Here is a 25,091-nt window from a genome sequence, read left to right on the forward strand (position 1 = left end):
AATCAATGCGTGTGGGGCCGGATAACGGCGTCATCCGGAGGCGTTTGATCCGTTGGTGTCTGCGCGGCGGAGTCCAGCGCATCGAGGCCCGTGTCGGTCCTGTCGAGCATCGCGCGGGCCTTGTTCATGTCGAGCGCCCCTTCCCAGCGGGCTACCACAATGGTCGCCACCCCGTTGCCGATCAGATTCGTGACCGCTCGGGCCTCGTTGAGGAAGCGGTCGACACCCAATAGCAGCACCAGTCCGGACACAGGGATCTGGTGCATCGAGGCGAGCGTCGCCGCCAGCGCGACGAACCCTGCTCCGGCCACGCCCGCTGACCCTTTGGATGTCAGCAACAGCACGCCGAGCAGCAGGAACTGGTCCCAGATCGTGAGGTGAATATTCATCGCCTGCGCAACGAACATTGAGGCCATGGTCAGGTAGATCGCGGTGCCGTCGGCATTGAACGTGTAGCCCGTAGGCAGCACCATCCCGACCACCGGGCGCGAACAACCCAGCTTCTCCATCTTGATCATCATCTGAGGCAGCACCGCTTCGGTCGAAGCCGTACCTAGCGTAATGAAGATTTCGTCCTTGATGTAGCGCAGATACTTCCACAGCGACAATCCGCTCATCCGCATCACCAGCCCAAGCACGACGACCACGAAGAAAATCGAGGTCAGGTAAAGGCACAGCATCAACTGTCCGAACGATGCCAGCGTGCCGATGCCGTACTTCGCGATGGTGAATGCCATGCCGCCGAAAGCACCGATCGGCGCGACATACATGACGATTCGCACGACGCCGAACATGCCCTGCAGGAACATGTCGAGCATGTCGACGAACGGCGCGGTACGGGGACCCAGTTTGGCAAGCGCGACCGCGAGCAGCAGCGAAAAGAAGATGATTGGCAGGATGTCTCCATTCGCGAACGCTCCGACAATGCTGTTCGGAACGATGCTCATGAAGAACTCGAGCATGCCGTGCTGCTGCGCCGCATGGGTGTAGGCGGAAATCGCCGAACTGTCGATATGGGTGGGGTCGATGTTCATACCGCTGCCCGGCTTGATGACGTTCACGATCACGAGGCCGACCACGAGCGCGATGGTCGAGGCCACTTCGAAGTAGACCACCGCCTTGACACCGACGCGGCCGGCCTCATGAAGGTCGTTCATGCGCGCAATGCCGACGACCACCGAGGCGAAGATGATCGGCGCAAGCAGCATCCGGATCAGTTTGATGAACAGATCGCCGAGCGGCTTGAGTTGAGAACCGATGTCAGGGTAGAAATGGCCGACGAGGACACCGGCAACAATGCCAATCAGAACCTGTACGTAGAGTCTGGAAAGAGATTTTCCAATCTTTGAAACCCGCATGACTGTCTCCTATGCGTGGCATCTTTTAATGAAATTCAGGGCGAGCACCGGCGGCGTCATCCACCATTGCGCTGCGCACGAACCCATTTCGCCCGCGTTCTCTTTGGCTGTTTTTGTGAACGCCACGCCGACGCTTGGGTCGGCGTGATTGCTCCTTGAGCACCTATGCCGACAGCTTTTGCATCTCGGCAAAGAGATCGGCCTTGCCTTCGAAGCCGATACCCGGCAGATCGGGCATGGTGATATAGCCGTTCTCCACTTTCACGCCATCCGGGAAGCCGCCGTAGGGCTGGAACAGGTCCGGATAGGATTCGTTGCCGCCCAGACCGAGGCCGGCCGCGATATTCAGCGACATCTGATGCCCGCCGTGCGGAACACAACGGCTCGGCGACCAGCCGTGCTGATGCAGCATGTCGAGCGTGCGCAGATACTCGACGAGGCCGTAACTCAATGCGCAATCGAACTGCAGCCAGTCGCGATCGGGACGCATGCCGCCGTAGCGAATGAGGTTGCGGGCGTCCTGCATCGAGAACAGGTCTTCGCCGGTCGCCATCGGCTTGTCGTAGTAGTTGCGCAGCGTTGCCTGCAATTCGAAGTCGAGCGGATCGCCCGGCTCCTCGTACCAGAACAGGTCGTATTGCGAGAGCGCTCTTGCGTACTGGATCGCGGTGTCGAGATCGAAGCGGCCGTTGGCGTCGACAGCCAGTTTTTGTCCGTCACCGAGCACGCTCAGAATCGAGTCGATGCGGCGCAGATCTTCATCGAGCGAAGCGCCGCCGATCTTCTTCTTCACGACCGTGTAACCGCGGTCGATATAGCTGCGCATTTCGTCTTTCAGCTTGCCGTGATCCTGGCCGGGGTAGTAGTAACCGCCCGCCGCATACACGAAAATCTTGCGGTCCGGCTGACCGTTGCCATAACGGTCCGCCAGCAACTGGAACAGCGGCTTGCCTTCGATCTTCGCCACCGCATCCCAGATCGCCATGTCGATGGTGCCGATCGCCACCGAGCGTTCGCCGTGTCCGCCCGGCTTTTCGTTCGTGAACATGGTGGCCCAGATGCGGTGCGGATCGAGGTTGTCGCCGGCATCGTTGACGAGCGTGGCGGGGTCGGCTTCGAGAATGCGCGGAATGAAGCGCTCGCGCATCAGCTTGCCCTGGCCGTAGCGGCCGTTTGAATTGAAGCCGTAACCCACAACCGGCTTGCCGTCCCGGATAACATCCGTCACCACGGCGACGAGACTCAGCGTCATCTTGCTGAAGTCGATGTAGGCATTGCGGATCGGGGAGCTGATCGGAACGGTCTTTTCGCGGATTTCAACGATTCTCATGACTTGTGTCTCCTGAGTTTTGGGCACGTATTGCATGCGTCAGGCTGCAATGGAAGCTAGCTTATCCGCGAAACCCTGCGCTAGAATTCGCTTAAATTCATTTCATTTTTTACTTTAGGTGAATAACCAAAGTGGCCATCGATTCGGCGTCCGACTTCGAGTTCTTCATCCTCCTTGCCAGACTGAAAAGCCTGTCGGGAGCGGCGCGCGCGCTCGATCTCACCCCGCCGGCGGCCACCAAACGGCTCGGGCTGATCGAGCAGAGACTGGGCGCACGGCTGGTCAACAGGACAACGCGAAGTGTCAGCCTGACGCCGGAAGGCGAAACCTACCTGCACTATGCCGCGCAGATCGTCGGGCAGATCCGGCAGATGGAAGACGAGATATCCGGGACCACATCGGACCCTCATGGTCTGTTACGGGTCAATGCGACGCTCGGCTTTGGGCGCACGACTATCGCGCCGCTGGTGTCTGACTTCGCCAAGCGCTTTCCGAATGTCGAAATCCAGTTTGAGGTCACCGACCGGCCCATCGACCTGGTCGAAGAGGGATTCGACATGGCGATCCGCTTTGGCGAGCTGCCTGACAGCCGGCTCAGCGCCCGGCGCATCATGAGCAATCGTCGCTTTCTTTGCGCCTCGCCCAAATACCTGGAGCGCTTTGGGACCCCGGAGCGCGTGGAGGATCTGGTTCGGCACCGTTGCATCATTCATCGACAGAACGACGACGCTTATGGCGTCTGGCGGTACATGCAGGGCGACCATACCGAAGCGCTGAAAGTGAAAGGAGCGCTGTCGAGCAATGATGGCGACATCGTGCTGCGGTGGGCGCTCGATGGGCACGGCATATTGATCCGTTCCGAATGGGATCTGGCGAAGTACGTTCAGAGCGGCAGGTTAAAACTGGTGTTGCCGGATACGGTACTGCCCTCGGCCGATCTGTTTGTCTACTATCCCAGCCAGCGCAACCAGACCGCGCGCGCACGGGCATTCATCGACTTTCTGATCGATCATTTTCAGGCTCCGTTCATCCCCGTCGAAACTGGCGCCAGGATTTACGCGCAAAAGAAGAGGACGGGCCGCAAGCCGTGAGTGGCGAACCCGGCGTCGCGGTGGCGCGGCTGTGGCGCCACCTCCTTGATCCGTCGGCTCTGGGCACATCTATTGCTCTATTCCGCTCGCCGGCAGATAACCCGTCAAAGCACGTAGCGCCCACGACGAGTCGCCGTTTTTCAACATCAGTCCAGCAATCCACCGGTGGGAGGCCCCATGCTTCGATACGCTGCAATCTTCTTCATCATCGCAATCATCGCCGCGGTATTCGGCTTTGGCGGCATCGCCGCAGGCGCGACGGAAATCGCCAAGGTTCTGTTCTTCATCTTCGTGGTGATCTTCCTCGTCACCTTGCTGATGGGCGTGATGCGACGCTGATGAGCGCCTGAACCGTTCAGGCGGAAACACCCCTACCCCGGCGCGAGGAGCAGCACGACGTTGCAATACTTGCCACACGGTATTGCAAATATTGCTGCCCGTGCCGGGTTTTTCCCTCCTCGCCCGACCCACCCGAGCTGCTCTGCAATAGCGCCAGAACTGCTTTGATTCTGAACTTTAATTGGTTCGCTTCCGTGAGTGCTTTCGTTACATTGAACGTCCAGATCACAACCGATCCTCAGGACAATCAATGGCACGGCTTCGGGGTTTTGCTTTCTTCGCTGCGGCACACAAATCGGCCGCGCGCCACGCGCGCGTGCTGCGCGAATTCATCACGGCAACTGCGGCTGCGCTGGCGCTGTGCTTCGCCGGCGGTGCACAAGCCGCGCCGCTTACCGAACTGAAGCTCGACTACGCGTATTACTCGCCGGAAAGCCTCGTCATCAAGCGTAACGGCTGGCTGGAGCAGGAATTCGCCGCCGACCACACCCCGGTCAAGTGGGTGCTCAGCCTCGGCAGCAACCGCGCGCTCGAGTATCTGAACAGCGGCGCGCTCGACATCGGCTCGACAGCGGGTCTGGCCGCCGTACTCGGCAAGGCGAACGGCAATCCGATCCGCGCCGTCTATATCTTTTCGCGCCCCGAGTGGACCGCGCTCGTCGTGCGCAAGGACTCGCCCGTCAAGCGTCTCGCCGATCTCAAAGGTAAGAAGATCGCCGCGACCAAGGGCACCGACCCGTTCCTCTTTACCTTGCGTGCGTTGCATACGGCGGGACTCTCGCGCGACGACGTCGAACTCGTGAATCTCCAGCATCCGGATGGCCGCACCGCGCTTGCGAACGGACAGGTCGATGCATGGGCCGGTCTCGATCCGCACATGGCCGCCGCACAGGTGGACGACGGCGCGCGCCTCCTGTACCGCAACGTCGACTTCAATACGTGGGGCTTCCTGAACGCGCGTGAAGACTTCATCCGCGAGCATCCGGACGCGCTCGCCCGCGTGCTGAAGGTCTATGAGAAGGCGCGCGTGTGGATCGCCGCGCATCCCGACGATACGGCGAAGATCGTCGCCGAGGAGTCGAAGGTTTCACTCGCCGTCGCGAAGCTGCAACTCAGCCGCAACGATCTCAGCCACCCGCAGCCCGGCGCGCAGCAGATCGCCGCGCTCAAAGCCGCAGCGCCGATTCTCGTGGACGAACAACTGGTAAAAAGCGGCACCGATCTCAATCAGGTGATCGACGCGTTGATCGATCCGAAAATCGCCCAACCGGTCATCGCGTCCGCGAATACCAACGCGAAATGATGCGCCCAATACGATTTTCGCCAGCCGTCAGTGCGCGCAACGACATCCGCAACCATGGCCGCCACTGAAGAGACGCTCGCGCTTGCGAGCCGTGCTTCGCCACGGCCGTGCGCTAGCGAGCCAGCGCCGGAAAAGCGCACGCGCGACCCTTTGCGTCCGTGGCGTTACGCCGGGCTCGCGCTGCCGGTCGTATTTCTCGCGGCGATCGAAGCCCTCGTCCGGACGTCCGTGCTGCCGGCGCATCTCATGCCCGCGCCGAGTTCCATCGTGCAAACGCTATGGGAGCTCGGCGGCACACGCCTCGCACGGCATGTCGGCGCCAGTGTCGCGCGGGTGTTCGCGGGTTTCGCGCTCGGCTCCGTGCTCGCGCTGCTGATCGGCGCGGCCATGGGACTGAGCCGCCGCGTCGATGCGTTGCTCGACCCCGCGTTTCAGGCACTGCGCGCGATTCCGTCGCTCGCCTGGGTGCCGATCCTGTTGCTCTGGATGGGTATCGACGAAGCCCCCAAGATCGCGCTGATCGCAATCGGCGCATTCTTTCCGGTGCAGTTCGGCGTCGTGGCCGGCATACAGGGTGTCGACCGCAAGCTGATCGAGTTCGGCGAAGTCAACCGGCTGACGCGGCGCGCGTTGTTCACGCGCATTCTCCTGCCCGCAGCGATGCCGCAGATCTTCACGGGCTTGCGCACCGGGCTGAGCCTCGCGTGGATGTTCATGGTCGCCGCGGAGCTGATCGCCGCGACGCGCGGACTCGGCTATCTGCTGAGCGACGGGCGCGAGACTGGCCGGCCCGATCTCGTGTTCGGCGCGATCCTGCTGCTGGCGCTGCTCGGCAAACTGAGCGACGGCGCATTCAAGGCGATCGAGGCGCGCACGCTGTCCTGGCGCGACGCCCGGCATGGGCCGGGAGACGCACAATGACCCACGCTGCCGCCCCCATGCTCGAAGTGCGCGGGCTCACCCGGCGCTTCGGCCAACGCACGGTATTCGAACAGGTATCGTTCGAACTCGCGCGCGGTGAGATCGTGAGCCTGGTCGGTCCCAGCGGATGCGGAAAAAGCACGCTGCTGCGCGCGATTGCGGGCCTCGATCGGGACACCGCCGGCTCGGTGCTGCTGGAGAAAAAACCGCAGCACGGACCGTCCGGAAGGATCGGCGTGATTTTCCAGGAGCCTCGCCTGCTGCCGTGGCTGAGCGTCGCCGACAATATCGCGTTCGCCGCCGGAGCGCGTCAGGGACACGATCCGCGCGTCGACGCGCTGCTCGCCGAAGTCGGTCTGCCAGGCATCCGCGATGCGCTGCCCAAGCGGCTCTCGGGCGGCATGGCGCAACGCGTCGCGCTGGCGCGCGGCCTGTTCGCGGAGCCCGACCTGCTGCTGCTCGACGAGCCGTTCAGCGCCGTCGACGCCATCACGCGCTCACGGCTGCAACAAGTCCTGCTTTCGTTGACGCGCGCACACCGGACAGCCGCGTTGCTCGTCACGCACGATCTCGACGAAGCGCTTTACCTATCCGACCGTGTTCTGCTGCTGTCGCCGCCCGGTGACGAGCGTCCGAGCCGCATCGCGCGTGAGATTCGCGTCACTGCGCCACGGCCGAGAAACCTGCGCGATTCCGCGCTGGACGCGCTGCGCGATGAATTGCTGGAAGGCATCGCGCGCGCCGCGCTTGCTGCCGGCGATTGAAGCCGGACGAACCCGGCAAGCCGTCGAGCCGCTCGTGCTCAGGCATTGCAAGCCGGCCCCTCGCGACCATCGATCCACGCCTGGCGCTTCGTCGTATTCACGCCGCGCGCGCAATCGGCGCCCGCGCGCTCAATCGGTGCGACCAGTTGGCGAGCGTGCGCGTCGCCACCGGCGGCTTGCTCAAAATCGCGCTGTCGTAATGCTTGCCGCCGAAGCGCACGAAATCGACGATACGAAACCCCTGGCCGCGATAGAACGCGATCAGATGCGCAGCCGGTTGCGGCGTATCGAGCGCCAGCTCGGCATAACCGCGCGTCGCGGCCCAATGGTCGGCGAATGCGATCAGCAACGTACCGATGCCGCGCGCCTGCCACGCCGGCTCGACCGCGAACTGCCGCAAACTGGCGATATCGTCGCGACGGTATAGCTCGCAAGCCGACTCACGATCCGGCGCATAAAGCGTCATCGTCCCGACGATGCGTCCGTCGCACACCGCCACATAGCAGTCGCCACGCGTTGCGCGCAGGCGTGTGATTTCGACGGTCTGGTCGACGCAGGTGCAGTTGAGGCCCATCGCGCCGAGCGGCGTGAAGGCGCGATGCAACATCGCCGTCAACGCGACGAACGAATCGCGCGCAGGATCGAAGCGTCGCAATTCGACACGGCCCACGCCGTGACAGACGTAGTCGATACGAACGGATTGTTGCGTCGTTGCACGTCGTTTCACGTTGAGCACCTCGCGGAATCAGGATGCCCGAAGTGTAGATTTCGCGTGGGGGCGTCTCAAGAAAAAATGTCGTAAAAACTCACATGGGAGCAGCGAGCGCCGCATCACCCCCAACTGTCATCCCAACTATCACCCCAAAGCCGGCGCGAGTTGCGGCTCGCCTTCGCGCAGGCCCAGATGCAATTCCTCGCAGAGGAACGTTTGCAACGTTTGCACGGCCGCCGCCGGCGCGCCCGACACCTCTCGCATGAACAGGCCGAAGTCCGCGGTGGGCGCGTCGGGCAAACCATCGGCCTGGCCGAGCACGCGCATCGATTCCGAACGGATGTTGCCGTCGAGCAGCACCGACACTCCGAGCCCGGCTTCCACGGCGGATTGCACGGCCGGCAGGCTCGTGCTCGTGCACACGATGCGCCACGCGATCCCCGCACGCCGCAGCGCGGTCAGCACCTGTTGCTGCCATAGACACGCGTCGCCGAATGCGACCACCGGCAACGGTGCCTGCGCATCGCGGCCAAATCCACGCGCGCCGACCCAGAAGAGCGGCTGCGTCCACGTCAGCAGCGGCGCTGCATCGACCAGCGCGGGATCGCCGACCACCACGTCGAGGCTGCCGTCCGCGAGCCGGTTCGACAATGCCGCACTGCTGTCGACCACGATTTCCAGCGCCACTTGCGGATAAGCGATCGAAAAACGCCGCAACGCCCGGGGCAAACGACCGACCGCGATGTCCTCCAGCATGCCGAGCCGCACGGTGCCGGACACCTGACCGGCGCTCAGCGCACGGCGCGCATCGGCACCCGCGCCAAGAATGGTGTGCGCATACGGCAGCAGCAGATGCCCGGCCTCGGTAAGTTGCACGCCGCGCGGCGAGCGGTCGAGCAAACGCTGCCCGAGGTCTTCTTCGAGGCGGCGCAATTGCATGCTCACCGCCGCCTGGGTGCGCGCGAGCCGCGCCGCCGCCACGCCCACCGCGCCCGTCTCCGCCACGGTGACGAAGGTGCGCAGCAGGCTGCTGTCGATATCTCGGGTCATAAAGGTTCTTGAAGTCGGCATAACAAATATCAACTTATCTTAATACCGACCACACCGATAAGATAGCGTCAACAGATCCCGATCGAGCGGCAACCCGACGACCATGCAGGACACCACCATTCAATCCGCGCTGACGCCCCCGCAGAACGACCTGAAGCCGGCCCGTGTCGCGGCCGGGGCGGCATTGCTGTGCGTGCTGTCGATGTCGAGCGTGCAATTCGGCGCCGCGCTCTCCGCACCGACGATGGCGGCCTACGGTTCGCTCAGCACCACATGGCTGCGCCTGTGCTGGGCGGCTTTGGTGCTCGCCCTGCTGGTGCGCCCGCGCTTTCGCAGCTACTCGCGCTCGCACTGGCTGGCCGCCGGCGCGCTCGGCGCGGCGATGGCCGGCATGACACTGTGCTTTTTCACGGCGCTTCAGCGCATTCCGTTAGGGCTTGCCGTCGCGATCGACTTTCTCGGGCCGCTCGCCGTGGCGACATTCGCGGTGCGCCGCGCCCGGGCGTTGCTCTGGCCCGCGCTGGCGATTGCCGGCGTCATGCTGCTGTCGCGCGATCGCGCCGGCTGGCTCGGCGAACCGCTCGGCGTGTTGCTCGCGTGCGGCGCGGCGCTCGGCTGGGGCAGCTACATCGTGTTGATGAAAAAGACCGGCACCCTGTTCGCGGGGCTCGAAGGACTGTCGGTGTCGCTGATCGCGGCCGCGCTCGTGGCCACACCGTTCGGACTGGCGCAAAGCGGGCTGCACGTTGCGGCTGCTCAGGTCGCGGCCACGGCGGGCCTCGCGTTGCTGGTGCCGCTGCTGCCGTACGCGCTGGAAATGGTGGCATTGCGCCACATGCCGGCGGGTTCGTTCGGGATACTGATGAGTGTCGAGCCGGCCATCGGCGCGTTGGCGGGTTTCATCGTGCTGCATCAGCCGATGGGGTTTCTACAGATCGCGGGCACGCTGCTCGTGGTGACCGCCAGCGTGGGTGCCGTAATCGCGGCGCGCTGATCCGCGCCGTGGCCGACAGACAGCGCAAGGCAACGCCGCGCCGCCGCGCTCAGGCGATGTTCTCCGCCTCGTAGAGACGCCGCCCCGCGGCATCCTTCGCGCCGAGGATCGGCTCGAAATCGATCGGCCATTCAATGCCGATGTCGGGATCGCGCCACAGAATGCAGCGCTCCAGTTCGGGAAACCAGTATTCCGTGGTCTTCCACAAACACTCGGCGACGTTGGACAGCACCACGAAACCGTGCGCAAAGCCTGGCGGCACCCAGATCTGCCGATGATTGGCCGCGCTCAGATGCGCCCCGCACCACTTGCCGAAATTCGGCGAATTGAGCCGCACGTCCACACCAACGGCGAACACCTCGCCCACGACGACCCGCATGAGCCGCCCTTGCGGACGCTGCACTTGATAGTGCAACCCGCGCAACACGCCATGCACCGCGCTCGAATGCCGGTCCTGTACAAAGTGGAAAGCTTGCGAGACATCGCCGATAAACTCATCTTCGCTAAAACTCTCGAAGCAGAAGCCGAATTCGTCGCAGAACACTTCGGGCTCGATGAGCTTTACCTCCGGCAAGGCCGTCGCGATCACCTTGTTGCCCATTGCTGCTGTACTCGTAAGAAGCTTGACCGGCGAAAACGCGGCCGTCATGACGGCCGCGTCCAATTCCCGTGGGCCGCGCGGCTGCTGGCACAGCCGCGTCCATGAATACTACGCCTGCGTCGCGGTCCGGCTGCGCGCGCGATATTCCGTTGGAGACAGCGCCATGCGTTTGCGGAAAATTTTCGCTAGACGATCGCCGTTGCCCGTACCGCTGCGGCGCGCGATCTTGTCCACCGGCAATTCGGTCTCAGTCAGGAAGTTACAGGCTATGCGCAAGCGTATCTGTAAGAGGTAGTCCGACGGCGTGACCTGCATTTCATGCTTGAAGCGCCGCAGAAAATTGCGCTCGCTCATTGCCGCGACTTGTGCGGCGTCCGCCACCGAAACCGGACGGTCGCAATTCGCCTCCATCCAGCGCGCCGCGGCGCGGATTTTCTCGGCCACGCTGAGCGTGCCGCCTTCCGCCGGCAGCGGTACCCAGGTGGCGGCCATGCCGGGCATCACACGGTCGGCGACGCTGCGGGCCAGTTCGGCGCCAAGGTCGCGCTTGATGAACATCAGCGCGCTGCGCGCGCAGTCATGCCGCTCGTTGGATGCGCTCAGCGCGGACTCGCCCGTCACGCCGTTCAGATAGCGATTCACCTGCGGTCCGTCGTGATCCGACGGGCAGGCCGCTTCAAGAACGAGCCGCCCTTCGCCGATCGTTTCAATCGCGCGAGTGCGCGCTTGCACCGAACGCAGCCAGCCGAGCACCCGCTCGTCGCGCGCGGCCACATGCGCACCGTAGCCGCCCGCGATAAACAGCACGTCGAAGCCGCTGCCGAAACGCGCGTCGATACGATCAGTCCAGATGCGCGCGGAGGATGAACTGGCGACGCTGCCGCCGTCCATGGAAAGAAATTGCACTTCGTAAGGCGGTTCTTCGCCAGCTTGCGAACCCGAGAGTTCATTGGCGGTCTGGAACATCTCCACCACGGTGCCTGGCCCCAACAGCCAGAAACCGTCGAAGAGCAGCACGCCGATTCTCCGCGTCGCACTGCGCGCGCTCAAAGTCGGCGTATGCAGCCAGGTGATCCTCGCAGTATCAAGGTGCATGTGCGGCATGATATTTCCCCAGACTGTCGTACATTGTGGACCCCGATCCCGTTAGCGGCCGATATGAACGGAATGATTATGAAGAGGGAGATTTTGGACAACACCACTTAACGGATTAAGCGTGATGTTAGCCGAACCCCTCGCCATAGTAAATTTGAAAAACAAATACTATTGAAAACGGGAATGTATGAAGAAAACGGTTATCGCGCGTTTCATATGACGCGCGCCGGTTGCGTCGGCGCGACGCTCGAGCATGCTGGGAAATTTCTCCCGTCCGGCGCTACAAGCTGCGTCCAGCCTTGTTCCTCGGGTCAGAGTGCGGATTGCTCACGCCCCTGTCAAGCAGGTTTTTTGAGTTACCAAGCTATGCCTGAGCAACGTCAAAAAGTGTTTCAAACCTGAAATGCAAACCTCGCAGATAATGACCATTCCATATCCGCTTTATTCGCAAACCGGGAATTTATCGGGCTACCCGCATGAAATCCGACCGCATTTATCGAATCGAGCTCCATTAAGGATTTAAAAACGCATTTTTCGAATGCATGAAAGTGTTTCCATATTGAAACATCCGGTCTGCTATAAGTATGACTTAATCCCCGGCCGCGCCGCGCGACGGGCGTGAGCGCCTGAGGATGCCTGCGGATTGAGGACATGCGCGGCGCGCGTTCCTTAAACAAAGTTTCATCCATGGATCGCGCTCTTTCAGGATTCGCCCGGCACGGGCGCGACATAATTCCTGCACCGTGATAGCCGCAAGGAGCCAGCACATGTCGCGCCCCATGAGCATTGAAAGAGTCAACGAATACGGTCAGAACGCGGTTCGCATCGCCATCGAGGGCCACGTCGTGCTGCTCGATGTGGCCGATCTCGACGCCGTAATCGAACACCTCAGCGTGTTGCGAGCCACCATGCGCCCGGAAGTGCCCACGGAGCCGCTGCGAACTCATCAGTATGTCATCGAAATCGACCCCTGCTGGCACACGGAAAAACATCCGCGGCAGGATGGCGCCGTGCTGTTCCTGCGGCATTCCGGCCTCGGCTGGGCCGGCTTCGCGCTACCCACCGAAAACCTCGCCAAACTGCATCACGCGCTTACGCAGCAATTGGAAGCCTCGCTGGAAGTTCGCGGCATGCTCAACTGAAGGAGCTGCACGCGTGGCGGGTGGTGCTTCACGCAGCACCGCGTTTCAGATCATGCGCGCAACGCCCCTTATAGCCCGCTTTAAAGACCGCTTTAAAGGCGGCTTCACAGCTCCCTCATGCAGCCCGGCTCCACCTCAGTCGCAGCATAGCCGCGGTCACTGTCATTCAACCCTCTCTCGCAAGCGCGGCCCGGTCCGCGCTTTTTTCATTGTTTAGTTTTGCTGATTGCTCTTCACAGAACCGGAAGCGATCAGCGCGTGCGGTTCATGAACATTGCACAAAGTTAAAAAAGACTTAATGCACCTAGCAGCGCGGATTTATCCACCATCGCCGATGATGCACCCATCGCCCATCCTCTCTGTTCCCAAATGAACCAGCTACAAGCGATGCGTGTCTTCACCCGGGTAGTCGATCTCGCCAGCTTCAATCTCGCGGCGAGACAGTTAGGCATGTCCGCAGCCGCGGTCACGCGCAGCGTCGGCACACTGGAGGCGCATCTGAATATGCGCTTGCTGAACCGCACCACGCGCAGCCTTTCATTGACGGACGTCGGCCGCGAGTATCTGGAGGGCTGCCGCGCGATCATCGAAAAACTCGACGAGATGGAATCCAGTCTGCTCGAAACCACGCGCGACCCGCAGGGCACGTTACGGATCGCCACGCCAATGACCTTCGCCACAGCGGGATTGGGCGCGCTGCTCGCCGCCTACCGCATCCTGCATCCACGCGTGGACTTCGACGTGACGACATTCGACACGCACATCGATCTCGTGGAAGGCGGCTTCGACGTGTGCTTTTCCGACGACCAGCGCCTCGCCAATTCCACCTTGGTGTGCCGAACGCTCACCAGCGTCGACGAACTCGCCGTCGCATCCCCCACCTATCTTGCACGCAACGGCACGCCCCGCGATCCGGCCGCGTTGAACCGGCATGGTCTGCTGACCGTGTCGGACGGTTCCTCGCGAAGCTGGGAGTTCGCGGACGCCGACGGCGTCTATCGCGTCTGCACCGGCAGCGCGCTCACCGCCACCAGCAGCGCGATGGTTCGCGTGGCGGCGCTCAACCACATGGGCATCGCCTTGCTACCCATGCCGATCGTCGCGGAAGATCTCGCACGCGGTGCGTTGACACCCGTACTCGAACAGTTCGACATCAACGGTGGCTCACGCCAGGTGTCGATTCTCTACTCCGGCCGCAAATACCTGTCGATGCGCGTGCGCACCTTCATCGACTTCACGGTCAGCCAGTATCGCGCGCCCGACCGCCCGGTCGCCTTGCGCGCGGTCGCCTGAAACGGGCCCGAGCATCATGCCGAGAATCCTGACGATTGAAGACGACGAGTTGATTGCCCACGACATCGTTCGCACGCTCAGCGTGAGCGGCTTTTCCGTCGATGTCGCGCGCACGGGCCGCGAAGGCATGGCCAAAGCGATGGCGGGCGACTACGACGTCGTCACGCTCGATCGCATGCTGCCCGACCTCGACGGGTTGACGATCGTCGCCACCATGCGCGGCGTGGGGCTGGAAACGCCCGTGCTGGTGATGAGCGCGATGTCCGATGTCGACCAGCGCATTCAGGGCCTGCGAGCCGGCGGCGACGACTATCTGACCAAGCCGTTCTCGCCCGAGGAAATGTTCGCGCGCGTCGAGGTCCTGTTGCGGCGCCGCCCGCGTCACGCGAAAGCCGACACCATGCTGCGCAACGGCGCACTGGAGCTGGACCTGGTGCGTCGCAAAGTCACCCATCGTCAGCGCGAGCTCGATCTGCAACCCACCGAATTCCGCGTGCTCGAATTCATGATGCGCCATACAGGCCAGGTGCTCACCCGCACGATGATTTTCGAGGCCGTCTGGGGCTGCCGCTTCGACCCCGGCACCAACCTGATCGACGTACACGTGGGGCGTTTGCGCAAGAAAGTCGAAATGCCGGGCGAGCGCCCGTTGATTCGCACGATTCGCGGCTCCGGCTATCTGTTCGGCTGACCCGTACCCTCCCGTTTCGACGCACAGGCAGTGGCGCTGCAAGCGGCGCCGCTGCCTGTTTCCGCTCGTATCGGCACACTCGCCCTTCGCGGGTGGCTTCCTAAAACTAGTTTCATTTGTTTAGTCCGCGCCTGTTAGGACCCGCTCCCCAGAATGCCGTTACCGGGCCGCGCCATTGGCGCGAGTCCCCATTGCCACACGCCCGCGCAGATCAATCGCGCCTCTGAACGGAGCTGCCTTCGATGTTAAAAATAGTCCGGTTAGCGTTGACCCGGCCCTACACGTTCATCGTGCTCGCGATGCTGATCCTGCTGATCGGCCCGCTTGCCGCATTGCGCACGCCGACGGATATCTTCCCCGACATCCGCATTCCCGTCATCAGCGTGGTATGGAACTACGCCGGCCTGCAACCGGACGACATGTCCGGGCGCATCGTCACCTATTACGAGCGCACGCTCGGCACCACCGTCAACGACATCGCCCATATCGAGTCGCAATCGTTTCGCGGCTACGGCATCGTCAAGATCTTCTTCCAGCCCACGGTGGATATCCGCACAGCCACCGCGCAGGTGACATCCGTTTCGCAGACGGTGCTCAAGCAAATGCCGCCCGGGACCACGCCGCCACAGATCCTGAACTACAACGCATCCACCGTGCCGGTACTGCAACTGGCGCTAACCAGCAATACGCTCGACGAACAGAAACTTGCCGACTACGCGACCAATTTCATTCGTCCGCAATTGCTGAGCGTACCGGGCGTGGCGATTCCGACGCCCTACGGCGGCAAGACACGTGAAGTGCAGATCGATCTGGATCCGCAGGCCTTGCAGGCAAAGAAACTTTCGGCGAACGACGTCGCCACCGCGCTCGCGCAGCAGAACCAGATCATTCCGGCGGGCACGGAGAAGATCGGCCGCTTCGAATACAACATCAAGCTGAACAACAGCCCCCTCGCGCTCGACGAACTGAACGCGCTGCCGATCAAAACGGTAGACGGCGCCACGATCTATATCCGCGACGTGGCGCACGTACGCGACGGCTATCCGCCGCAAGGCAACGTAGTGCGTGTAGACGGACACCGCGCGGTGCTGATGAGCATCCTGAAGAACGGCTCCGCTTCCACGCTGGACATCATCTCCGGCGTCAAGGCACAACTGCCGCGTATCGAGGCGACGTTGCCAGCCGGGCTCAAACTCGTCACGATGGGTGATCAGTCGACCTTCGTGAAAGGCGCCGTGAGCGGCGTGGCGCGCGAGGGCGTGATCGCCGCCGCGCTGACCTCGCTGATGATCCTGCTGTTTCTCGGCAGTTGGCGCTCCACGCTGATCATCGCGGCGTCGATTCCGCTCGCCGTGCTGGCGGCGATTGCCGGACTCGCGGCAATGGGCGAGACGCTCAACGTCATGACGCTGGGCGGACTTGCACTCGCAGTCGGCATTCTGGTCGACGACGCCACCGTCACGATCGAAAACATCAATTGGCATCTGGAACAGGGCAAGGACGTGAAAAGCGCGATTCTCGACGGCGCCGCGCAGATCGTCGCGCCCGCATTCGTGTCGCTACTGTGCATCTGTATCGTGTTCGTGCCGATGCTGCTGCTCGACGGCATTGCCCGCTTCCTGTTCGTGCCGATGGCAGAGGCCGTGATCTTCGCGATGATTGCGTCGTTCATCCTTTCGCGCACCTTCGTACCGATGATGGCGCAATACCTGCTCCGTGCTTACGCGTCGGACGGCCACGCTTCCGGCGAATTGGCCGCGACGATGGCGCCGCATGGCGGCCATGCTCACGCGGCGCCTTCGCGCAATCCGCTGGTGCGCTTCCAGCGCGGCTTTGAACACCGCTTCGAACGCGTTCGCGGCATCTACCGGATCGTGCTGGGTCTCGCGCTCACGAATCGCAAGCGCTTCGTGACAGGCTTTCTGATCGTGGTCGCGATGTCGTTCCTGCTCGCACCGTGGCTCGGCCGCAATTTCTTCCCGGATATCGACTCCGGTGAAATCGCCATTCACGTGCGGGCGCCGGTGGGCACCCGGATCGAAGATACCGCCGCGCAGTTCGACCTGATCGAAAACGCGGTGCGCCGCGTCATTCCGCCGGGCCAGTTGCGCAGCATCATCGACAACATCGGCTTGCCGAACAGCGGCATCAACCTGACGTATAACAACAGCGGCACGATCGGGCCGCAAGACGGCGACATTCTGATCTCGCTGAGCGAAAACCATCGGCCCACCGCGGACTTCGTGCGCACGTTGCGTGAAACGCTGCCACGTCAGTTTCCGGGCACGACGTTCGCCTTTCTGCCGGCCGATATCGTCAGTCAGATTCTGAATTTCGGCGCACCCGCGCCGATCGATCTGCAGGTGGCCGGCCCGAACCAGGCCGCCAATCGTCGGTACGCGAACGAAGTCATGCGCCGCATGCGGATGATTCCCGGCATTGCCGATACGCGCATGCAACAGGCGTCGACATATCCGCAATTCACCGTCTCCGTGGACCGTTCGCGCGCCGATCAGCTCGGCATTACCGAACAGGATGTCACCAACTCCGTGGTGGCGAGCCTGTCCGGCACGAGTCAGGTATCGCCGACGTACTGGCTCAATCCGAAGAACGGCGTGTCGTATCCGATCGTCGCGCAGACGCCGCAGTACCGCATGACGTCGCTGTCGAATCTGAACAACCTGCCCGTGACAGGCAAGGGCGGGCAGGCCCAGATTCTTGGCGGTATTGCGACAATTACACGCGGCGTGGGCAATGCGGTGGTCTCGCACTACGACATCGAACCGCTCTACGACGTGTTCGCGACAACGCAAGGCCAGGATCTCGGCGCCGTGTCGGCGAAGATCCAGACCATTCTGCACGCGAGCGCGAAAGACGTGCCCAAGGGTTCCATCGTCACGCTGCGCGGCCAGGTGCAGACGATGAATAGCGCGTTCCTCGGCTTGTCGCTCGGTCTGGTCGGCGCGATCGCATTGATCTATCTGTTGATAGTCGTGAACTTCCATTCATGGAGCGATGCGTTCGTGATCGTCAGCGCCTTGCCGGCGGCATTGGCCGGCATCGTGTGGATGCTGTTCACCACCCACACGCCGCTCTCGGTGCCCGCGTTGACCGGCGCGATTCTCTGCATGGGCGTGGCGACCGCCAACAGCATTCTGGTCGTGAGCTTTGCGCGCGAGCGGCTGGCGATCAACGGCAATGCGCTCGTCGCCGCCATGGAAGCGGGCTTCACCCGCTTTCGCCCCGTCATGATGACCGCGCTCGCGATGATCATCGGCATGGCGCCGATGGCGCTCGGTCTCGGCGACGGCGGCGAGCAGAACGCGCCGCTCGGCCGCGCGGTGATCGGCGGGCTGATTTGCGCGACGTTCGCGACGCTGCTGTTCGTACCCGTCGTCTTCAGCATCGTGCACCGGCGCGACGCCGCGGCGCCCCCATCTCACGTCCCCTCTTCTTCCGAACCCGGAGTGCAACATGTCCACTGAGATCGAGATCAATTCGCCGAAACGGCTGCGTCATTTAAAGCTCGTCGGAATCGTCGCGCTGCTCGCGGCAGCGGGCGTCGTGGCAAGCGGCATGGCCGGTCGCGCGCATGCGAAGCAGGAACTGACCACGTGGTCGGCCCGGCAAGCCGTGCCCACCGTGGTGGCGTACACCCCGAAGCGCGACCTGGACGCGCAGGCGCTGGTGCTGCCAGGCCGCCTGTCCGCCTTCGTCAATGCGCCAATCTATGCGCGCGTGTCGGGCTATCTGCATGCGTGGTACGCGGACATCGGCACGCATGTGAAAGCCGGTCAGTTGCTCGCCGACATCGACACGCCCGATCTCGATCAGCAGTTACAGCAGGCGCGGGCCGATCTGCAGAACTCGGTGGCCAACGAAAAACTCGCCGCGTCCACCGCGCATCGCTGGACGCAGATGTTGAAGCAGGACTCCGTCTCGCAGCAGGACGCCGACGAGAAGACCAGTGATCTCGTCGCCAAGCAGGCCACCGTCGCCGCCAACGAGGCCAACGTGCGGCGCCTCGAAGCGCTCGAATCGTTCAAGCGCATCACCGCGCCGTTCGACGGCACCGTCACCGCCCGCACCACCGACATCGGCGCCCTCATCAACGCAGGGGGCGGCAATGGGCCCGAACTGTTTTCGGTGTCCGACGCGCGCCGCTTGCGCGTGTACGTGAGCGTGCCGCAGGATGAGGCCGCCGCGATCCAGCCCGGCATGAGCGCGACGCTCACCGTACCCGAGCGTCCCGGCGTGAAGTTCAACGCGAAACTCGTCGACACCGACGACGCCATCACCCCCGCTTCAGGCACCTTGCTAGTCCAGCTCGCGGTGGACAATCACGACGGTTTGCTGATCCCCGGCGAGTACACCGAAGTGCATTTCGCCCTGCCGACCAACGCGCATGCTTTGTCGATTCCGGCCAGCTCGCTGATCTTCCGGCAGAACGGTTTGCAGGTCGCCGTGCTCGGCAAGGACAACCGCGCGGAACTCAAGCCCGTTTCGATCGCGACCGATCTCGGCACGCACGTAGAGATCGCATCGGGTCTGAGCGCCACGGATCGCGTGATCGACAATCCGCCCGATTCCCTCGCATCCGGCGACGAAGTGCGCCTGCAAACCACTACAAGCGGCACGGGCGACACCGCCGTGGCGAGCCGGCGCGCGACGGAGAGCACCCATGGATAAACGCCGTCTATGCATCGCGCTGGCGGCCGCGGCGATGCTGAGCGGCTGCTCGTTCGCGCCGGTCTATCACGCGCCGCCCGCCCGCGTTCCCACCACGTTCAAGGAAAGCGGCCCCTGGCAGCTCGCGCGCCCCGCCGACCGCGTGCCGCGCGATGCATGGTGGAGCGTGTATCGCGACCCCGTGCTCGACCACCTCGAAACACAGGTGGCGGCGGCCAATCCGGACGTCGCGGCGGCCATGGCGCGCCACGACGAAGCCATGGCCTTTCTCTCGCAAACCCGTTCGGGCTTGTTCCCGACGATCGGCGCCGAAGCGTCCGTGGAACGCCAGCGGCAGTCGGATAACCGGCCGCTGCGTGGCGCGGGACAACCGTCGGCGTACGGCGTCAATACCGTCGATGTCGGCATCGCTTACGACCTCGACCTGTGGGGCAAAATTCGCAATGAAGTTGCCGCCGGTCGCGCCGCGATGCAAGCCAGCGAGGCCGATCTGGAATCGGTGCGCCTGAGCTTGCAAGCGAACCTTGCGAGTGCCTATTTCAATCTGCGCGGACTCGACGCCCAGCAGCAACTGCTCGACGACACGATCGACACCTACCAGCGCGCCCTCACGCTGACGCTGAGCCGTCATGCCGGCGGCATCGCGTCGGATCTCGACGTGTCGCGCGCGCAGACCCAACTCGACATCGCGCGCGCTTCGGCCGACGACATCGCCGCGCGGCGCGCGCTTTATGAGCACGCCATCGCGAGCCTGACCGGCGCGCCCGCATCCGATTTCACGCTCGCCGCGGCGACCGACTCGGCCTACCTGCCCTCCATTCCCACCGGCGTGCCGGCGGCGCTCCTGCAACGCAGGCCCGACATCGCCGCGGCCGAACGACGCGTCGCCCAGGCGAACGCGCAGATCGGCGTCGCCAAGGCGGCGTTCTTCCCGGACATCTCGCTCGGCCTCGACGGCGGCTATCAGAGTGACACGCTCTCGCCGTGGCTCATGGCGCCCAACGAAATCTGGTCGGTCGGGCCAAGCCTCGTATTTACGCTGTTCGACGGCGGCCGCCGCGCCGCGATGACCGACGAGGCACGCGCGAAGCTCGCGGAGAACGGCGCGGAATACAAGGCCACGGTGCTTCTCGCCTTCCAGCAGGTCGAAGACAACCTTGCGCAACTCCATCATCTCGGCGACGAAGCCGCACGACAGAACGAAGCGCTCATCGCGGCGCAACGCACGCTGACGCTGTCGATGTCACGCTACCGGGACGGTGTGGTCAGCTATCTGGACGTGGTGACCGCGCAGACCACCGAACTCGACACCCAGATCGCGGCGCTGAACCTCAATACGCGGCGTTTGCTGGCTTCCGTGCGGCTGATCGAAGCGTTGGGTGGCGGCTGGTCCAGCGAGGGCGCCCAAAGCCCGCCGGGCGTTCAGGCGAACCAGGCGCGAATACAGGCGCTCAAGGCGCACGTTGGCAGCGAAACGGGTTGACGCACGCAACCCGCCCATAAAAAAGTCGCCGGCTCACTACCGGCGACTTTTGCGCTCCTGTTTAGCGGACCGTCGCGTCGTCAGGTTCAAAACCGGTGACGCATCCCGACCGCCACCACCGCCTGGCGATCATTCGACGAAGCCGCCAGTGAATAAATCGACGCATTGCCGAGCACAGCGATGCCCTGCGCGCCCGAGACGCGCTGATATACGCCTTCCAGATACAGATCGGTGCGATGCGACAACGCGTAAGCGGCCTGCAGCATGAACTGATTCCATTTCGGCGAGACGCTCTTGCCGGCGTCACTGAAATGGCCGTCGGTAAACGTATAAGAACCGCCGAGTGTGAACGCCGGCGTTAGGGCATAGCGCGCGTTCACTTCGTAATTGTTGAAAGTCAGCAGATCGCCGTCGAGCGTGGAGTAGGCACCGCCTTGCATGATCTGGCGCGGATCGTCGAGCATCGTGCGCGTGAAGACGAGGCCGACCGCCGCGGCGCCGAAGGTATACCGCCCCGCTGCCCCGAGAATGCGTTGACGCGCGCCGGTAAAAGTCGCGTCGCCATCGCTGCTGCTCACCGCGCCGCCCGTGTTGGCCGGCTGATTGACACCGCCCGGCTGGTTGACCTGCAGATACGCGACGGCCAGATTGAGCGGGCCGCCCGCCCATTGGGCACCGAAGCTATAGGCGTTGTTGTTGCTGAAACCGCCCGCCGCATTACTGAACGCGTAGGCGCCGCCGACCGAAAGTCCGTCGTAGGTCGCACTATGGAATTTTAGCGCGTTGTTCATGCGCAGATCGTTGTTGAGGTTGTCGTTGTCGAATGGGTGATCGGCAATGTTGCCGCCAAAGCCCGAACCGGTCGCCGAGAGCGGCGCGACGAAATCCACCAGAAAGTCGTATTGCCTGCCCATCATCACGGTGCCCCACTGCTTGCTCGCAATACCGACCCATGCCTGCCGGCCGAACAGGTCACCGCCGTTGGAGAACTTGCCGCTGTCGATATTGAAGCCATTCTCGAGATCGAAGACCGCGCTCAATCCGCCGCCCAGATCTTCGTTGCCGCGCAGACCCCAGCGATCGGTGCTCACATTGCCGCTTTCCATCAACCAGTTGCTTTTGCCGCCGGTACCGCTCTTCTGATTGCTGACGTAGTCGAGCCCCGTATCGAGCGTGCCGTAAAGCGTCACGCTGCTCTGTGCGTGCGCTGCCGCGCAAAAGGTGCCGGCCAGCGCGACGAGAGTGGTTGCCAATGCTTTTTTCATGTTTGATTCCGGGTAAGAGAAGGCGCCGGTCCGCGCATCGTCGGACCGATCCCGCACACCGTGCGGGTAGCCGCAATGTAGATAGCCGCGATGACACAGCCGTGATCAAAACCGGTCGCTTCATGAAACGTTTTTTATCTTCATGACATGGGTGCAGCAGGCACCCTATGCATCAGCTTGCGGACGCTACAACGGATAAATATCTTTTCATGCGTACACCGCCGATCCGCTAAACCCCGTTGACTATCCTTCTCATCAACCGGTTCACGAACGGACCAAGGTTCGCGCATCGGCCTCATTCAACCTGATTTGTGAGGAATACGAACATGAAATCCCTGACGCTCGCCATCGCTTTGCTGGGTGCTACCGCAACGGCTTCCGCCTTCGCCCAATCGACCACGGCGCCGACCCAACAGTCCGCCGCACCCTCCATGCAAGTAGCCGCGAACAGCGCCGCAGCGGTCAATGCCGCCGGCTCGTGGGTTCCGCCTTATGGCCAGCCCACTGTCGGGAAGACACGTGCCCAGGTCTATCAGGAACTGGTGCACGCAGAGAAGGACGGCCAGCTCGCCTATCTGAATTCGACGATCTACGCGCATTAGGCCGCCTGAAATACCCGATCACCTCTCTCGCCACCCACATCGATGACTCTTCGAACCGCGATCAAACGATCGGCCCGTTTCGCCGCCGCGGCTGTCGCGGCCGGACTGCTGTTATCCGGCTGCGCGGTGTCACCTTCGAGCACTGCCGACAGCTGTGTCGGTCCCCCCAGCTATTGCAACATTTATTTCGGTTGATGAAGAAAGAGCGCGCTACCCGACGGGTAGCGCGCTCTTTTGCTGAGAGATTCGGCTTTAGAACGAGTGCCGCACGCCGACCCGGCCGACGACCTGCTTGCCGTTCGACGAAGGATCGAAGCCGGCGATTTGCGCCACCGCGCCGCCGCTTGCCCTCTGCAACGCGGCCAGTGCATACACGGCGGTGCGTTTGGACAATTCGTATTCCGCGCTCAAATTCAGTTGCTGATACTTCGGCTCCTGATTGGTCGCGTGATTCCTGCCGTCCGTGTAGGTGTAGCCCGCCGCGAGATTGAGCTGACTGGTCGCGGCGAACGTGCCGGCGATTTCGTAGTTCTGGAATTTGACATCCTGACCCGCGTCGCCCTGCTGGAAATTGACGTTGGTGAAGTTACCCATCACCTTGAACTTGCCGATCTCATACGACGCACCTGCGGCAAAGATGCCCTGACTGCGAGCGTTGGCCAGGTAATTGCCATACACCGCGTTGGTGAATCCCGAGCCATTCTGATAGCTCTGGATCGACTCCTCGGGATCGTTGACGCGCAAATAACCCGCGCCCATGGAGAACGGCCCGTTCGTATACGAGGCCGCCGCGCTATAGGCCGCATTATTCGAGAATTGGCCCGCCTGGCCGCCGAACGAATAAAGCGCTTCGCCGGTGAAGCCGCCAATGGTGGGACTCCTGTACTTCACGGCATTGCTGATCGCGAAGCCGTTATCGAGGTTATCCATATCGTTGGGATGGGAGAAATACCAGCCGCCATAGCTATCGTTGAGCGAGAACGGTTCGATCAGATCCACGAGCGGATCCCACTGCCGCCCGAGGGTGACGGTCCCGGCCGTCTGACTGGCGAGGCCCACATAGGCGTTACGCGAGAAGGCGAGTCCGCTGCCGAGGCTGCCGTTGGCCGAATTGAAACCGCTTTCCAGATCGAAGACGGCGGCCAGACCGCCGCCGAGATCTTCCCTGCCTCTGACCCCCCAGCGGCTACCGGCGCTCACACCGCTGGCCATTTGATAGAGATGGCTGCCGTTGACGTTGCTGGCAAAGTCAATGCCGGTATCAAGAATGCCGTAAAGCGTGACGCTGCTCTGCGCGTGCGCGGAGGATGCGACGCCGACGCAAAACAGCGCCCCGACCAGACGCACCATCTTCATCTTCCGATTCATGGATCACCTTTCATTTAATTTAGGGTACCTGACAAAGTAGATCGTATTGCAGTGAATACGACCACCCGGCAAATATATCCAGACCAGAATGCACCGCACTTGCAAGACAGACTTTCAATTAATGCGTTGGATTTTCATGAACAGATCATTGACCGGCGTCGCATCGGCGGATCGGAGTGACGGAGGATGGAGAAAAAAGAGAACGTCGCCCCCAAAAGAACGGCCTTTACAAAAGCCGAATGGGCGAGGCGACCGATTGCCGAGGCACGCTAGCGCGACTGAACGCGGGGAGAACAGACTGAAACCTGATAGCCAAAGCGGCTAACCGTCTCAATCCTGACCTCGGACAAATCAACCGAAAGCTTTCTCCTCAGCCGGGAAACGACCAGATTGACACTGGCAGGATCGACATCCTCCTTTTCGGGCCAGGCATAGCGAATAAGCTGGTCCCTTGCCACAGGCGCATTGACCTGCCTGATCAAACATTCGAGCAGAAGAAACTCCCTGCGGGTAACGGCCACTCGCCGCCCCTCGAAAACAAGCTCCCGTGTAGCCGCATCAAGAGACGGCCCGGCAACGGCATTCGGAACCGAAGCGAAAGAAGAAGAACCGCCCATGGCGCCCCGTCCCACCCCCATGCGCTGCAAAGCCTGCATCCGTTCATGCAGTTCAATGAACGAATAAGGCTGACAGAGACACGCGTCCGCGCCGGCGCGCAAGACTCTGGTTCGATCCTGCGCGGTCGCCGCCCCCAGCAGGACGAGAATCGCCGCGCCACTTCCCGCCGCGGCAATTTCCGCAATGAACTCCAGCAGGGCAGAATAGAAACGGCATTCCAGCACCATCAACACGATCACATCGAACGGTTCCTGAGTCGCGAGAAAGACCCCGTCCCGCAGCTCATCGGCGCGCTGCAAACTATGTGCGCTCTCCTGAAGCGCCTTGAAAAGCCACGCCGCTTCCGGATGCGCAGGACCGACGAAGAGGACCCGCATTCACT

Annotated in this window: 23 protein-coding genes; 13 read left to right on the forward strand and 10 right to left on the reverse strand. The window is 62.5% G+C overall.

The genetic code is table 11. From position 1 onward, the window contains the following. Positions 1-2: 2 nt before the first annotated feature. A complete protein-coding gene (gene dctA / locus CJU94_RS17705) occupies positions 3-1,358 on the reverse strand; it encodes a C4-dicarboxylate transporter DctA (RefSeq protein ID WP_095419800.1) in 1,356 nt (451 codons plus the stop codon). Positions 1,359-1,521: 163 nt separating this feature from the next. Further along, entirely contained in the window at positions 1,522-2,688 is a 1,167-nt protein-coding gene (locus tag CJU94_RS17710; RefSeq protein ID WP_095419801.1) for a mandelate racemase/muconate lactonizing enzyme family protein, read from the reverse strand. Between the two features lie 131 nt (positions 2,689-2,819). On the opposite strand from CJU94_RS17710, the gene CJU94_RS17715 reads away from it, so the two are divergent. From CJU94_RS17715 to CJU94_RS17735, 5 genes are all read left to right on the forward strand, one after another. Continuing rightward, positions 2,820-3,779, forward strand: coding sequence for a LysR family transcriptional regulator (locus CJU94_RS17715; protein ID WP_095419802.1), 960 nt, complete (start codon positions 2,820-2,822; stop codon positions 3,777-3,779). A 177-nt stretch (positions 3,780-3,956) separates the two neighbouring features. Next, positions 3,957-4,118, forward strand: coding sequence for a DUF1328 domain-containing protein (locus tag CJU94_RS17720; protein ID WP_007182451.1), 162 nt, complete (start codon positions 3,957-3,959; stop codon positions 4,116-4,118). A 250-nt stretch (positions 4,119-4,368) separates the two neighbouring features. After that, positions 4,369-5,421: an aliphatic sulfonate ABC transporter substrate-binding protein gene (locus CJU94_RS17725; protein WP_095419803.1), complete on the forward strand. Its 1,053-nt coding sequence runs from the start codon at positions 4,369-4,371 to the stop codon at positions 5,419-5,421. A 54-nt stretch (positions 5,422-5,475) separates the two neighbouring features. Next, positions 5,476-6,342, forward strand: a complete 867-nt coding sequence (locus tag CJU94_RS17730; RefSeq protein ID WP_095419804.1) for an ABC transporter permease — start codon at positions 5,476-5,478, stop codon at positions 6,340-6,342. Then, complete coding sequence (locus CJU94_RS17735; protein WP_095419805.1) at positions 6,339-7,106, forward strand: ABC transporter ATP-binding protein; 768 nt, start codon at positions 6,339-6,341, stop codon at positions 7,104-7,106. Before CJU94_RS17730 ends, CJU94_RS17735 begins: the two co-directional genes overlap by 4 nt. 97 nt (positions 7,107-7,203) lie before the next feature. Here the strand turns inward: CJU94_RS17735 and CJU94_RS17740 are convergent, their stop codons facing one another. Beyond that, the gene (locus tag CJU94_RS17740) at positions 7,204-7,833 is read right to left on the reverse strand and encodes a GNAT family N-acetyltransferase (RefSeq protein ID WP_095420422.1); all 630 of its coding nucleotides are present in this window, start codon (positions 7,831-7,833) and stop codon (positions 7,204-7,206) included. 129 nt (positions 7,834-7,962) lie between these two features. Next, positions 7,963-8,868, reverse strand: coding sequence for a LysR substrate-binding domain-containing protein (locus CJU94_RS17745; RefSeq protein WP_095419806.1), 906 nt, complete (start codon positions 8,866-8,868; stop codon positions 7,963-7,965). Positions 8,869-8,971: 103 nt separating this feature from the next. Between CJU94_RS17745 and CJU94_RS17750 the strand changes: the two genes are divergently transcribed. Next, entirely contained in the window at positions 8,972-9,862 is an 891-nt protein-coding gene (locus CJU94_RS17750) for an EamA family transporter (RefSeq protein WP_095419807.1), read from the forward strand. 49 nt (positions 9,863-9,911) lie between these two features. Here the strand turns inward: CJU94_RS17750 and rfbC are convergent, their stop codons facing one another. From rfbC to CJU94_RS40920, 3 genes are all read right to left on the reverse strand, one after another. Continuing rightward, positions 9,912-10,463, reverse strand: a complete 552-nt coding sequence (gene rfbC, locus CJU94_RS17755; RefSeq protein WP_095419808.1) for a dTDP-4-dehydrorhamnose 3,5-epimerase — start codon at positions 10,461-10,463, stop codon at positions 9,912-9,914. A gap of 108 nt (positions 10,464-10,571) precedes the next feature. Continuing rightward, the gene (locus CJU94_RS17760) at positions 10,572-11,567 is read right to left on the reverse strand and encodes a GlxA family transcriptional regulator (RefSeq protein WP_095419809.1); all 996 of its coding nucleotides are present in this window, start codon (positions 11,565-11,567) and stop codon (positions 10,572-10,574) included. Between the two features lie 383 nt (positions 11,568-11,950). After that, positions 11,951-12,247 (reverse strand): hypothetical protein, encoded by a 297-nt coding sequence (locus tag CJU94_RS40920; protein WP_157763764.1) that lies wholly within the window; start codon positions 12,245-12,247, stop codon positions 11,951-11,953. A 78-nt stretch (positions 12,248-12,325) separates the two neighbouring features. On the opposite strand from CJU94_RS40920, the gene CJU94_RS17765 reads away from it, so the two are divergent. From CJU94_RS17765 to CJU94_RS17790, 6 genes are all read left to right on the forward strand, one after another. Beyond that, complete coding sequence (locus CJU94_RS17765) at positions 12,326-12,700, forward strand: hypothetical protein (RefSeq protein ID WP_095419810.1); 375 nt, start codon at positions 12,326-12,328, stop codon at positions 12,698-12,700. Between the two features lie 369 nt (positions 12,701-13,069). Continuing rightward, positions 13,070-13,993 carry a LysR family transcriptional regulator gene (locus CJU94_RS17770; protein ID WP_095419811.1) on the forward strand — a complete coding sequence of 308 codons (924 nt, stop codon included), beginning with the start codon at positions 13,070-13,072 and terminating at the stop codon, positions 13,991-13,993. A 16-nt stretch (positions 13,994-14,009) separates the two neighbouring features. Then, positions 14,010-14,684, forward strand: coding sequence for a response regulator transcription factor (locus CJU94_RS17775; protein ID WP_095419812.1), 675 nt, complete (start codon positions 14,010-14,012; stop codon positions 14,682-14,684). Positions 14,685-14,926: 242 nt separating this feature from the next. Further along, positions 14,927-18,169: an efflux RND transporter permease subunit gene (locus tag CJU94_RS17780; RefSeq protein WP_095419813.1), complete on the forward strand. Its 3,243-nt coding sequence runs from the start codon at positions 14,927-14,929 to the stop codon at positions 18,167-18,169. Beyond that, positions 18,159-19,373 (forward strand): efflux RND transporter periplasmic adaptor subunit, encoded by a 1,215-nt coding sequence (locus CJU94_RS17785; RefSeq protein WP_095419814.1) that lies wholly within the window; start codon positions 18,159-18,161, stop codon positions 19,371-19,373. The genes CJU94_RS17780 and CJU94_RS17785 overlap by 11 nt, the downstream gene beginning before the upstream one ends. Beyond that, positions 19,366-20,856: an efflux transporter outer membrane subunit gene (locus CJU94_RS17790; RefSeq protein WP_095419815.1), complete on the forward strand. Its 1,491-nt coding sequence runs from the start codon at positions 19,366-19,368 to the stop codon at positions 20,854-20,856. The genes CJU94_RS17785 and CJU94_RS17790 overlap by 8 nt, the downstream gene beginning before the upstream one ends. Positions 20,857-20,942: 86 nt before the next feature. Here CJU94_RS17790 and CJU94_RS17795 read toward each other — a convergent pair whose 3' ends face one another. Then, positions 20,943-22,121 carry a porin gene (locus CJU94_RS17795; RefSeq protein ID WP_095419816.1) on the reverse strand — a complete coding sequence of 393 codons (1,179 nt, stop codon included), beginning with the start codon at positions 22,119-22,121 and terminating at the stop codon, positions 20,943-20,945. Positions 22,122-22,447: 326 nt separating this feature from the next. On the opposite strand from CJU94_RS17795, the gene CJU94_RS17800 reads away from it, so the two are divergent. Beyond that, complete coding sequence (locus CJU94_RS17800) at positions 22,448-22,723, forward strand: DUF4148 domain-containing protein (protein ID WP_095419817.1); 276 nt, start codon at positions 22,448-22,450, stop codon at positions 22,721-22,723. Positions 22,724-22,975: 252 nt separating this feature from the next. On the opposite strand, the gene CJU94_RS17805 is transcribed toward CJU94_RS17800, so the two are convergent. Further along, complete coding sequence (locus tag CJU94_RS17805) at positions 22,976-24,073, reverse strand: porin (protein WP_167397562.1); 1,098 nt, start codon at positions 24,071-24,073, stop codon at positions 22,976-22,978. Positions 24,074-24,360: 287 nt separating this feature from the next. Continuing rightward, positions 24,361-25,086 (reverse strand): winged helix-turn-helix transcriptional regulator, encoded by a 726-nt coding sequence (locus CJU94_RS17810; RefSeq protein ID WP_095419819.1) that lies wholly within the window; start codon positions 25,084-25,086, stop codon positions 24,361-24,363. Positions 25,087-25,091 lie beyond the last annotated feature (5 nt).

It is taken from the genome of Paraburkholderia aromaticivorans (assembly GCF_002278075.1).
GTDB lineage: Bacteria > Pseudomonadota > Gammaproteobacteria > Burkholderiales > Burkholderiaceae > Paraburkholderia > Paraburkholderia aromaticivorans.